General features: G+C 39.4%; 8 protein-coding genes and 1 pseudogene. 1 reads left to right on the top strand and 8 read right to left on the bottom strand.

Translation table 11 applies throughout. From position 1 onward, the window contains the following. Positions 1–126 precede the first annotated feature (126 nt). The 3 genes from GQR55_RS07325 to GQR55_RS07315 form a co-directional block, all read right to left on the bottom strand. Positions 127–597, bottom strand: a complete 471-nt coding sequence (locus GQR55_RS07325) for a hypothetical protein (protein WP_166420071.1) — start codon at positions 595–597, stop codon at positions 127–129. 112 nt (positions 598–709) lie between these two features. Continuing rightward, positions 710–1828, bottom strand: a complete 1119-nt coding sequence (locus tag GQR55_RS07320) for an SEC-C domain-containing protein (RefSeq protein WP_166420070.1) — start codon at positions 1826–1828, stop codon at positions 710–712. 159 nt (positions 1829–1987) lie between these two features. Then, on the bottom strand, positions 1988–2386 hold the full coding sequence (locus GQR55_RS07315; protein WP_166420069.1) for a hypothetical protein: 399 nt from the start codon (positions 2384–2386) through the stop codon (positions 1988–1990). Positions 2387–2617: 231 nt separating this feature from the next. Here GQR55_RS07315 and GQR55_RS07310 point away from each other — a divergent pair. Next, positions 2618–3586: pseudogene (locus GQR55_RS07310) on the top strand (integron integrase). Between the two features lie 369 nt (positions 3587–3955). On the opposite strand, the gene GQR55_RS07305 reads toward GQR55_RS07310, so the two are convergent. The 5 genes from GQR55_RS07305 to GQR55_RS07285 form a co-directional block, all read right to left on the bottom strand. After that, positions 3956–6211, bottom strand: coding sequence for an acyl-CoA dehydrogenase (locus GQR55_RS07305; protein WP_166420068.1), 2256 nt, complete (start codon positions 6209–6211; stop codon positions 3956–3958). 349 nt (positions 6212–6560) lie between these two features. Continuing rightward, a complete protein-coding gene (locus GQR55_RS07300) occupies positions 6561–7589 on the bottom strand; it encodes a zinc-binding dehydrogenase (protein ID WP_166420067.1) in 1029 nt (342 codons plus the stop codon). 10 nt (positions 7590–7599) lie between these two features. Further along, the gene (locus GQR55_RS07295; RefSeq protein WP_166420066.1) at positions 7600–9012 is read right to left on the bottom strand and encodes a TolC family protein; all 1413 of its coding nucleotides are present in this window, start codon (positions 9010–9012) and stop codon (positions 7600–7602) included. Beyond that, positions 9005–12157 (bottom strand): multidrug efflux RND transporter permease subunit, encoded by a 3153-nt coding sequence (locus tag GQR55_RS07290; protein WP_166420065.1) that lies wholly within the window; start codon positions 12155–12157, stop codon positions 9005–9007. Before GQR55_RS07290 ends, GQR55_RS07295 begins: the two co-directional genes overlap by 8 nt. A gap of 9 nt (positions 12158–12166) precedes the next feature. Next, positions 12167–13336 (bottom strand): efflux RND transporter periplasmic adaptor subunit, encoded by a 1170-nt coding sequence (locus GQR55_RS07285; RefSeq protein WP_166420064.1) that lies wholly within the window; start codon positions 13334–13336, stop codon positions 12167–12169. Between the last annotated feature and the right edge of the window lie 13 nt (positions 13337–13349).

Below are 13349 nucleotides of genomic sequence, written 5' to 3'. Positions count from 1 at the left end.
TAAAAAGCAATCAATTGAAAATAGTAGAATACGTTCCTAGAAAGAGTAATTCTACAGCCTCAACGCCTCACTAAGAGGCAAATGATAGTTGGTTAAAATAAGCGACGAAGGAGCAAAAACCAACTGTTATTTGTCCTGCTTGAGTGACTTGTTAGCTTTGATGTTTAATACAGACATTAATTCCTTTCTTTTCTGTTTACAGTAATCTGTTCCTTCTTGTATCGCTGAACTTTTATAGCTGTCCCCATTAAATAATTTAATAGAGACAAAACAACCGCTACCGCTTCTGTTAGATGAGCCAAAGGACATTGATTTTATTTCTGTGATTAAAATCGACTTGTCTTTATGAGGAGAAATATAACTTAAATTTAATTTATCTCCCATTCTTTCTAATTTGTAATATCTATCTGCTGCTGAATATGCAAAAAAGTAAAAAGTAATAAACGAAGCGAATGTATATAACATACTGCGTTTTAAAGAATAATCTTTATGTAAAAGTAGAGCTATAAAAAGAATTATGGCTGCTGTAGAAATATAAAAAACGTGAAAGTTATAAATTGATAATGGTATATCTTGTGAAATTGAAATTAAAGTCATTAAGATTCACCGTTGAAAAGCTAACGCTTTGCTAAGCGGCAATAAAATAGTTGGCTAGAATTAGCGAGGAACGAGCAAAAGCCAACTGTTTTTTGTCCGTTTAAGCAACTTGTTAGAAATTTATTTTCTCAAGTCTAGCAATTTCCCATCCCGAGAATTCAATACCATCATCAACTAACAAACTGTTGGGCTCGAATTCCATTGGGTTAACTCCTGACATGATAAGTTTTTGTATTTTATCTTTTTGTTCGCTCGTTAACGTATCCCACCATAAAGGTGAAGTAAAAGTATTTTCTGCTAACCCGAAAAAGAACCTAATGAGTGCACTAAAAATCTTACTTTCATTTATAGCTAATAGTGAATTAATGAAACCTAATACCTTTTGTGATTCTTTTGCCCAACTGAAAACTACATATCCTTTGCCGTCACTAGAGAATGAATTGAAAATCAGTTGCTGAGCATCAACACTTAGGTCTCCCAAATCCTGAATCCTATTGCCAGAAAAATCGCTTATTGGTGCAACAATTGATGAAACAGCAACAGGCATAGGTTCTGACGATTCCATAATTAGATGAGTTAAATTACCCACTGTTTTACCAAGGAGTTGCTCATCAAGTTGTTGCTTTAGCTCTGAAAGCTCCTTGATAGCAGCATTAATACCCAACTGTTGAACAGCTGCAAACTTCTGGAGGAACATTTGCTCAAATGGTTGCCTACCTTTATCGCCACCTTTAATAAACTCAGATGTATTAAGCATGCCCTCTTTAGCATAAAGCTCTTTTGCAACTGAGCGGTACATCAAAGCTAAACATTGTTCTTCATCTCCAATAAACTCCCTGTCTTCAATACAAGCAAAAAGCGTCTTATCATGGGTAGAGCAAAACCCTTTGAATGTTGAAGCTTGATTAATTCCAATTTTCTCTGGAATTAATTTACCTTTATTTTTCATTATATTTGGTAAATTTATTTTTAAGCCTAATACATGGTTACTTTCATCTGCAATCTCTTTCAAGCTACCACTTTTCGATATGGTATGAGCGTTTATAATTTTTATACTACATTCATGTTTTAAATCAGATGAAACGTAGCATAACTTTCTTGATGAGTTTTTCTTTGTATGCCCAATTGCTTCGCCCTTACTAATAGGCTCTTCATTTTCACGGCCATAATGACAATGCTTAAACTTCTTATCAGAATTACACCAACACTTTTCATTTCGTCCTATTTTCATGTTTTCCTACTTACTTCCTATCTGCTGGCAAAATATGCGATGGTTGAACTAAATTTCTAACGTTTTGCTAAGGGGCAAATTACGGTTGGCTATAATGTGCGAGGCACGAGTGCTAGCCGACTGTTATTTGTCCGTTTGAGCAACTTGTTAGGCATTTTTTCATGGTGCTATTAGCGTTAACAAGTCAATCTCTGACAGTTTGCCAAGTTTACTAATATCACTTTTATTAGCGTTTTGTGACCAAAAATCACCGTAGTCCCGTCCGAAAAAGTGAGGACCTACATAAAAATTACCAACATACTCATTATCGCTATAAAAATTAAAGTATATCTGACCTACTGGTGGACCATACCAAGGAACAGTCCAGTTATCAGTATATTGATTAACAAAACCGATTATCTGTGCTATTTGTTCAGGATCTTTTATCAGGCGGATTTCTTTTTTAGGGAATGTCTGCTCTACTTTTATTAATGTAGGAATAGCTTGTTTTGGCAAGGTGTTTCCAGACGAACAAGATGTCAAAAACAAAATATTGATTAGCAGAATGATCCATTTCATAGATATGCCTAACAGCTTTATCAGAGGACACTTTCCTCTTTTTATGAGCAATGTATGTCCTCTTAATTATTTTTAATATTAATAACAAATACTGTAACACATTGCCAGCTTTAAACTTTAAGTCAGGCTGTTCTTTTATTAAAATGCAGAAAAGAGGAAAATGTCCTCATTTCTTGACTTAGGAGGAAAAACGTCAATACTGTATATAAATACAGTTAATTGAGATTTAAAATGAAAACTAAATCCCCTTTTCTTAATAGTATTATCAACTATATGTATAGCCATCACTATGCTAAAAAATCTATCGAAACTTATGTATTTTGGATTACTGCCTATATCCATTTTCATAATAAGCGGCACCCTACCAGTATGGGCAATAATGAAGTAGAAATATTTTTAAATCACTTAACAGTCACTAAAAAAGTGGCAGCGAGAACACAAGCAAGCGCTTTAAATGCGCTTGCTTTTTTATATAAACATATTATTAAGAATGAGCTCTCATTAGATTTAAATTTCGTTAAAAGTAACCGCTAACAGAAACTTCCTGTCGTACTTACACAAACTGAGGTATCGCTATTTTTTAGAAATATAAATAAACGACATTATTTGATAGCAAGCCTGCTATATGGAAGTGGTTTACGGCTGATGGAAGCAGTAAAAATAAGAGTTCAAGATATTGACTTCGACTATAAAAACATACGCATTTGGAACGGTAAGGGTAATAAAAATCGTATTGTGACACTTGCTGAAGAATTAATACCAATGCTAAGAAATCAAATAATTCAAGTTGATGAATATTTACAGTTAGATTTAAAAAATGATGCGTACGCCGGTGTATGGATGCCTCATCGACTTAGTAAAAAATACCCAAGCGCTAATAAGTCTTTACAATGGCAGTTTTTGTTCCCATCACATAAATTAAGTACGGACCCTGAAACAGGAGAAATAAGACGTCACCACTTAGATCATTCAGGGGTAAGAAAGGCAGTTAAACTGTCTTCAATAAAAGCTGAAATTAACAAACACGTTACGCCACATACTTTGCGTCACTCTTTCGCTACGCATTTGCTGCAAAGCGGCGCTGATATACGCACAGTACAAACACAACTAGGCCATAGTGATGTGCGTACTACACAAATATATACCCATGTACTACAACAAGGTGCTAATGGTGTTATTAGTCCTTTTTCAAGATTATAAATAGCTCAGTAACAAAACAAAAATTGGGTTATATAGTTTATCTATATGAGAAGTTTTTAACGCAGTTAATGAGTTATTTAGAACGCTAAAATGTTTAACGTTTTAATTCAGCGGGTATCCTACCCATGTACTACAACAAGGTGCCAACGGGGTTATTAGCCCTTTTTCAAGATTATAAACGTCCCTTTTTAATCCTCTAGGCATACATACTCGTTTACGAATCAATACAGCTATCAATTTCGACTTTAAAAAAACACAAAAAAGCCCCGCTTGTTTTTACACAAGCGGGGCTCCACACTAATTTTTTACTCAAAAATAAAAGCGCCGATACTGCGGGCGCTTTGCATCATTGAATTTTATTACTTTAACTTACTGATTAACTACGCTTTTAAGCGGATTAATCGGCTGTGCGTTATCGTCTAGTAGGTTCATATCAAAATCGAACTCATCTACACGAATCGCTTTTTCACGTTTAATATTGTAATCAATTAACTGAACGTGTTCAGCTTGCGTGATTACGTTTGCCGCTAGTGCGTTATCAAGCGTAATGCTAAAACGCATACCTGGTTTAATTACTTTAGCACGTAATGCTTTTTTAACTTTAGCCAGCTCGCCAAGTGATGCCATTTTAGCTTTGTAAGCTTGCTCATTAATATGATGACCATCGCCTACTACTGGTTTAACTAAATGCGTAATTTGCGCTTTAAATGCGGTATCTAGCTGAGCTTGCTTAGCTAGTTCGCGGATTAGATCATCGCTAATTTTTGGCATTTTAGTTGAGTAGTTCATTGTAATAAAACGAATAAACTTACGTGTACCACTTGCAGGGAAGTTATCTAAAAACTTATGCAATGCTTCTTCAGCACTTTGTAGTGCAAAACGAGTCGCGTAATGGAAATAAGGTGCTGCTTGCTCACGGTCACTACTTGATACTTTTTGCTCGTAGTATTTAATTGATGCCATAGCTGCATATAAGAAGCTCATTACATCGCCTAAACGTGCCGATAGCATTTCTGCTTGTTTTAACTTACCGCCAAGTACAAGTAACGAAAAGTCTGCGTACACTGCAAGTTTTGCAGATAATTTATGTACTGCTTTTTCGTAGTCGCGTACTTCTGGTAATTCAGAATTAGCACTTGCTGTAAATGGTAAAACACCTAAGCGGAAAGCACGTAAGCTGTTTGCTGTGCTGTAGCCAATTGTTTTACGTAAAATACCGTTAAATTCTTTATCTGCGCCTTTGTCTTCGCTGTGAATTGACTCAACCATAGATTGTAAATATGGGTGACAACGCATAACACCTTGACCAAAGATCATTAGGTTACGTGTAAGAATATTCGCGCCTTCTACCGTAATGGCAATCGGCTGAGCAACATAACCACTTGCTAATGTATTTTGTGGACCGTTTTGAATCGCTTTACCCGCTTGAATATCCATTGCTGAATCAAGCACGTCGCGACCAAGCTCTGTCATGTGGTATTTAGCGATTGCAGTTACTACTGATGGTTTTAAGCCCATGCCTAAACCTTCAGTTGTAAGTACGCGCATTGCTTCTTGTAGGTATGTTTTACCTGCAATGTCGGCTAGTTTTTCTTGAATACCTTCAAACTGGCCAATGGCTAAACCAAACTGTTCACGCACTGCTGCGTATTCAGATGCTGATTTAAATGCAACTTGTGCTGTACTAACACCTAGCGCAGGTAATGAAATACCACGGCCAGCACCTAAACAGCTAACCAGCATTTGCCAACCACGGCCGATGTTTTTCTGTCCACCAATAACAAAATCCATTGGTACGAATACTTTGTTACCACGTGTAGTACCGTTGTAAAAACGAATACCCATTGGGTCGTGGCGATTACCAAGCTCTACACCTGGGTGCTCTTTAGGAATAAGTGCACAGGTAATACCTAAGCTTTCTTTACCACCTAATAAACCATCAGGGTCCATTACTTTAAAAGCTAAACCAAGTACGGTAGCAATAGGTGCAAGCGTTATGTAGCGCTTGTCCCATGTGATTTCAAGGCCAAGTACTTCTTCGCCTTTATACATGCCTTTAGTAACTGTACCAATGTCTGGAATGCCACCAGCATCAGAACCTGCTTCTGGGCTTGTTAATGCAAAACATGGAATGTCTGTACCATTTGCTAGGCGTGGTAAGTAATGTGCTTGTTGCTCTTGCGTACCAAAGTGAAGTAATAACTCACCTGGGCCTAACGAGTTAGGAACCATTACGGTTACCGCTACCGCTGAGCTTTTAGTCGCAATTGTGCCAACAATGGTAGAGTTTGCATAAGGGCTAAACTCTAAACCACCAAACGACTTAGGAATGATAAGCGAGAAAAAACGCTCTTTTTTCAAAAATTCTAAGATGTCATTTGGTAAATGAATGCCGTTTTGAATCACTGAATCGTCAATCATGCCCAGTAACTCTTTTACTGGACCGTCTAAGAATGCTTGCTCGTCTGCGCTTAATATAGCAGCAGGTACGTCGCGAAGTGCACTGAAATCAGGCTTACCTTGGTAGATAGAACCTTCAAGCCATACATCACCCGCGTCTAGCGCTTCTTGTTCTGTGATAGAAATACTTGGTAATACTTTTTTTAGTTTTGTACGTAAACTCATGATTGAACTCATCCGACCAGCTAAATAATGCCTACATTACGTCATAAAAAATCGTTTAGATCAATTGCTCTATTCAATTAATTAACAGTTTTTTCAATTTATTTTCTTTACCTGAACGTAAACTGTTGAAACACAAAGGCTTACAGTTGTACGCTGAAAAAAAGTATTTTGACTAAAATGATGAATAAAACCGCAAAATCTCTAGCGCTGTATCTATTTTTTGATAGGCATAAAAAAACGCAGCAAAAATAGGCTGCGTTTTTATTTAATTTATAGAGGCTACATAAGTAATTAATTTAGCTAAAACTAGCTAAAATCACCTAAGCTTAAATCAAATTGTATAAGCGCTTCACTTGGCAACTTTAACAACTTGCTTGCCGGTAAAGCCACCCGCAAGTTGTTTATTAAGCGCTTGTGATACTGACTCAGCACTAAAATCTACGGGCGTTATTTCTGGGTGTTTAATGTCGCCACTAACAGCCCCTTCTAGTAACAAATTACCCATAAAACTCAAACGCTGCTGCGAACATAAACTATTAGCAAGCCATGCACCGCCAATAGACACAACGCTAATATTTGGCGCTCGGTGATACATTAAGTCTTGATCAAAACAAGGTAGCGGATTCAAGCAGGCAATACGTCCGCAAAAACGCATTAACTCAATATTACGCTGAGTACACTCACCACCAATCGTATCTATAACCGCATCAAAGCCTTGCGGGCCAAGTTCTCTGCGGATTTTTTCGCATAGCTTTTTATCGCTATAATCAAAAACCACATCGGCGCCTAGCTGCTTAACCAACTTATGGTTACGCTTTGATGCCGTGGTAAATACATCTGCACCGCGCTGTTTTGCATATTGAATAGCAAACTGCCCTACCGCTCCAGCTCCGCCTTCAATAAAAATAGTATCGCCTTCACTAATGCCTATTTTATCTAAGCTAATAAGTGCTGCCATACCGGCGCATGGAAGTGTTGCTGCAATGGCTGGGTTTAAGTTATTTGGTACAACCGACACTGCATAGTTAGGTACTTTGGTGTATTCGCTCAAAGCGCCTTGCTCACCAATGTTGGCATGCCACATAACGCGCTCGCCAACATTTGGAAACACACCTTTTTTAGCTTTAACCACAACACCTACGACATCTAAGCCTAAAATGTGTGGATACTGCCACTTACAAAAGCCTGTTTTAGCAAATTGACCATCAACTGGATTTAAACCAACGTACTCTACTTTTACAAGCAGGTCGTTATCTGCACAGGTTGGAACAGGCACCTCAGCATCGGCTAAGTTAATTGCTTCATTTGGTTCTGGCAGTACAATAGCGCGCATAGTTTGCGGGATAATGTATTCATGTAAATTTTCAGTATTTGGCATCAATATAACTCTACTTATTAGTGTCGTTTAACGCATAGCTCCATTGCCCATTAAATGACTGGTACGCATTTACTTTGGAAAGCAATGAAGAAATTGTTGATTCAACAGCATTTTCTTGTGCTATTAAAACATCCTGACGCGCATCTAACAACTCAAGGTAAGGAATTTGACCTTCTTCATACATTGCTTCGGCTTGTAAAAATGCTTTATTAGCAAAGTCATAACGTTCATCGGCAAAGCGCTTTTGCTGTGCTTGATTGACCAACAATTGCAGTGAAAGTTCACTTTCACTTAGTGCAGTTAATACTACTTGTTGATAATCGCTGTATGCGGCTTCACTTAAAAACTGTTGCGCGTCACGCTGCGCTAAAAGCGCAGGATAACTTAAAATAGACCACTGTAACTGCGGCGCTACTTGCCATTGTTGCTGTGTATCACTAAAGCCATTGCTACCTAGGCTAAGTACGCCTGCAAAGCCACTTAAGCTTATATCTGGCAATAGCGCTTTACTTGCCGAGACACTTAAACTGTTTGCTTGGCTAAAGTCATAAAGTGCGCGGCTAATGTCAGGTCTTAATGCAATTGCTTTATTAGGTTCACTTAGTGAAACACTAAACTCTCGCTCTAAAATAACCTGCTCATTTGTTAATTCAATATTTTGCGCTAAACGACCGGTTAAAACGGCTAAAGTCGATAAGTCGCTAAATTTAGCATATTCAATAGCCGGAATTAATGCTTGCTGCTGTCTTAATTGCGCCATCGTTCTGTTTAAATCAAGTTCGTTTGCAACACCTTCATCAACACGAGCTTGAAGTACGTCAATGCTTTGCTCAAGTGCTTCTATTTGAAGCGTAACAATGTGCTGCTTTTCAACATTACCTTGATAGCTTACAAAGCCTTTAACAACTGACGATACCACTTCAATTTGCAATAAACGTACTTGTTCGGCTTGGCTCATGGCCGATGCACTAGCGGCATCAACCAAGGCTGTAATTCGGCCAAATAAGTCAAGCTGCCAATCAAGCGCTAAATTAGCACTCGATTGACGGCTGTTTGTATCACCTAAGCCACTGCGCTGTGCGCCAATTTCAATACCACCTTGCGGTAAGTATCGCGCTTTTTGCTCGCCTAAGCGTGCTAATGCACTCTTAAGCGTTAACTGGCTTGTTTGCAAGTCGTGGTTATTAGCCAAAGCATTGGCAACTAACTGGTCTAACTGACGTGAATCAAGCCCTTTCCACCAATTAGTTTCGTCTGCCCCTGTAAGTTTGCCCGCGATATTTGCGCTCGTCACAAAATCACTAACAACATTCTGCTCGCTAGCAGTATCGATCTTACTCGCACATCCTGATAAAAACGCAGCCACTAAAACCGCACTGGCAGTTAGACTTGTTTTAAGTCTTTTTTGCATCAATTTAGTCATGGGTATTCTCCTGCGCCTTCTCTTTTTTGTTAGTAACTAACATATAAAATACTGGCGTAAACAATAGGCCAAACACGGTTACACCTATCATGCCTGAGAACACAGCATTACCCATAGCGTGACGCATTTCGGCGCCCGCACCTGTAGCAAGCACTAACGGTACAACACCTGCTGTAAACGCAATTGAGGTCATTAATATTGGGCGCAAACGCATACGACAGGCCTCAAGTATTGCCTCTAAGTGCGATAAGCCAGTGTCGTGTCTATCTTTTGCAAACTCAACCATCAATATTGCATTTTTAGAAGCCAACGCGACCAGTACTATTAACGCTATTTGGGTGAATATGTTGTTGTCAGAGCCAACAAACCACACACCTAACAAGGCTGAGAAAATAGTCATTGGTACAATTAATATAATTGCCAGTGGTAAACGTAAGCTCTCGTACTGCGCTGCAAGTACCATAAATACAAGTAATACAACTAACGGGAATACATAAACCATGGTGTTACCGGCAAGTACTTGTTGGTACGTTACTTCAGTCCACTCATATTCAATACCTGTTGGTAGTGTGTCTGCGAGTACTTTTTCAATAGCAACTTGTGCTTGATCAGAGCTGTAACCTGGTGCTGGGCTACCATTTAGTTCTGCACTTGGGTAACCGTTGTAATGCATAACACGGTCAGGACCAATTGTTGGTGTAACTGTTAATACAGAGCCTAGTGGCACCATATTACCTGAGCGGTTACGTACTTTTAAATTAAGTATTTGATCAGGGTCTAAACGGTAGTCAGCATCAGCCTGTGCATTTACTTGGTACGTACGACCAAACATATTAAAGTCATTTACGTACACAGAGCCTAAGTAAATTTGCAGTGCATCAAATACTTCATCAAGTGGAATGCCTTGAATTAGCGCTTGCTCACGGTCAATATCAATATCCATTTGTGGAACTTGGATACGGAAGCTTGAGTACAAGCCCATTAATGCTGGATCTTGTTGCGCCTTACCGATAACAGCTTGCAGACTATTAAATAAGGCTTCAAACCCTTTATTAGCTCTGTCTTCTATTTGCAGTTTAAAACCGCCGGTAGTGCCTAAACCTTGAATTGGCGGCGGTGGAAATACCGCTACAAATGCTTCATCAATGGCAGCAAAGCGTTTATTCAACTCGGCAGCTATCGCCATCGCTGATTGGCTTGGATCGGTACGTTTGTCAAAGCTTTCAAGTGGTGTAAATACAATGCCGCTGTTAGGGCTATTAGTAAAACCGTTCACTGATAAGCCAGGAAAAGCAACGGTATGTGCAACGCCTGGTACTTCTAATGCAATTTGCTGCATTTGAGAAAGCACATCTTCAGTACGGTCAAGGCTTGATGCATCAGGTAACTGCGCAATCGCCACTAAATACTGTTTATCTTGCTGTGGAATAAAGCCACCCGGTACAGCATCAAATAACTTAATTGTGCCACCAACAAGTGCAATGTAAGCCACCATAACAACAACGGTCATACGAATTAGTTTTTGTACCAGTTTTTCGTAACCTTTAGCACCACGATTAAATACGCGGTTAAATGGTTGGAACAACCAACGACCAAACAGTTTATTAAGTAAACGCGTGAACGCATCTGGTTTTGCATCATGCGGTTTTAATAACAATGCAGCAAGCGCAGGCGATAACGTTAATGAGTTAAACGCTGAGATAATAGTCGAAATTGTAATTGTAAGTGCAAATTGCTTATAAAATTGACCTGATAAACCGGTAATAAACGCAGTAGGAATAAATACAGCACTTAGTACTAGCGCAATTGCAATAATAGGGCCTGTTACTTCGCTCATTGCAACGCGGGTTGCTTCAAGTGGCGATAAGCCTTTTTCGATATTACGTTCTACGTTTTCAACAACTACAATCGCATCATCTACAACAATACCTATAGCCAGTACTAAGCCAAACAACGATAAGGTATTAATCGACACACCCAACCACTGCATTACTGCAAACGTACCAATAAGTGAAATAGGCACGGCTATTAGCGGGATGATTGATGCACGCCACGTTTGTAAAAATACAATAACAACAATAACTACCAGTACAATGGCTTCAAGTAAAGTGGCAATTACCGCTTCAATTGAGCCGCGAACAAATACCGTTGGGTCGTACACAATGTCGTATTCAACACCGGTAGGAAAGTCTTTAGATAAGCGCGCCATTGTTTCGCGTACTTGATCTGATAGCTCAATAGCGTTAGAACCAGGGCGTTGAAATATTGGCATTGCAAGTGCTGGTTGGTTATCAAGCTCAGCACGAAGCGCGTATGTATCTTGACCTAAATCAACACGGGCTATATCAGATAAACGCGTTAACTGACCTTCATCGCCCACTTTAATAATAACTTGTTCAAATTCTTCAATACTGTTTAAACGACCTTTAACGTTTAACAATATTTGAAACTGACTGTCGTTTGAAATTGGTTGCGCGCCTAAGCTACCTGCAGCAACTTGCTGGTTTTGCGAGCGAAGTGCTGTTACTACATCTGTTGCTGTTAATTCGCGTGCAGCCAGTGCATCTGGGTTTAGCCATACTCGCATTGAGTATTTGCCGGCACCAAACATGCGAATATCACCTACGCCCGGTAAACGCGCAATTTCATCTTTAATGTTTAAATCGGCATAGTTAGATAAGTACGCTGTGTCGTGCGTTTTTTCAGGTGAATATAAATGTACTACCATGGTTAAATCTGGTGATGACTTTTCAGCCACTACGCCTAAGCGTTGTACTTCTTCTGGTAAACGCGGAAGCGCACTGTTTACACGGTTTTGTACTTGTACTTGAGCACGGTCTAAATCGGTACCTAATGCAAATGTCACCGTTAGTGTCATGCGGCCATCACTGGTACCTTGCGAGAACATATATAACATGTTTTCAGTACCGTTAATTTCTTGCTCCAGCGGTGTGGCAACTGTTTGCGCAATAACGGTCGGGTTAGCACCTGGGTAATTAGCGGTAACAACCACTGTTGGAGGAACTACTTCTGGGTATTCACTTACTGGTAATTGGAATAGTGATATACCACCAGCAATTAAAATAACCAATGACAGCATGGCCGCAAATATTGGACGCTGTATAAAGAAATGCGAAAATTTCATCAATAAACCTTATTGCTTAGCCACAAATTGTGTGTTGTCATTTGACAATGTAAATGCCACACCACTTGTATCAATTGTTACTGTTTGCGGAGAGATTGGCATACCAGGGCCTACGCGAGCTGGACCATTTACAGCAATAACATCACCTTCATTAAGGCCCGATGTAACCGCACGTAATGCACCGTAACGCTCACCAGTAGTGATTAGTTTGTATTCAAGTACGTTGTTTTCACCAACCGTTAATACGAAGCGATTTTTTAAGTCGGTACCAATTGCACGTTCTGGGATAATAATCGCGTCGCTAATAGAATTTGCAGCCAGCTTTATACGTGCAAACGAGCCTGCGCGTAATTGGTTGCTGTCTTCATTAAATACTGCACGTACACGTAATGTACCTGTTGATGAATTAATTTGGTTATCAATAAAGTTAATGTAACCTTTGTATGCAAAATCGCTTTGACCCACTTTTTGCATTACAACAGTTTGCTGACTCGCAGCAGTAACATCATTAAAAGAGTGATTCCATGTGCGTTCATCAACATCAAAATAAGCGTACATTGCTTGGTTTGAAACAATTGACGTTAATACGCTTTGGCCCGCAAGTATGTTATTACCTTTGGTAATATTTGCGCGAGAAATAATGCCATCAATTGGTGATACAACTGACGTAAACTCTAAATCAAGCTCTGCTGATGTAAGCTGTGCTTGAAGTGCAGAAAGCTGTGCTTCGCGTTGGCGTAGTGTTGAAGTACGCGCTTGTGCTTGCTCAGTAGAAATTGCTTTACGGTCTAATAATCGTACCGCACGTTTGTCTTCACTTTTAGCTTGCTCTAGAGCGGCTTCAGCGCTGTTGATTTGCGCTTTTAAACTAGCAACCACAGCAGCAAATGGACGAGAATCTAATTGAAATAAAACATCGCCTTCTTTAACCACGTCGCCTTCTTTAAATTCAATGCTATCGATTATTCCCGACACACGCGGCATTAAAGCAACTTCTTGTGGAGACTCTAAACGAGTTGTATATGTGTGCCAGCTTTGTACTGGCTTAACAAGCACCTGTGCTACATCAATTGGTTGAAGTTGCTGTGCAGGTGCTGATTGAGCCGTGCTCTCATCAGCACAACCTGCTAGTGTTAAAGATGCCGCAGTAAGTGCTGCAGCAATTAGATGTTTGTTCATGAAGACGCTCCAT

This window comes from Pseudoalteromonas sp. Z1A8 (assembly GCF_011378855.1).
Classification (GTDB): Bacteria; Pseudomonadota; Gammaproteobacteria; order Enterobacterales; family Alteromonadaceae; genus Pseudoalteromonas.
The sequence above is the reverse complement of the archived record's forward strand: the minus strand, read 5'-3'. Positions and strand labels throughout refer to the sequence as shown.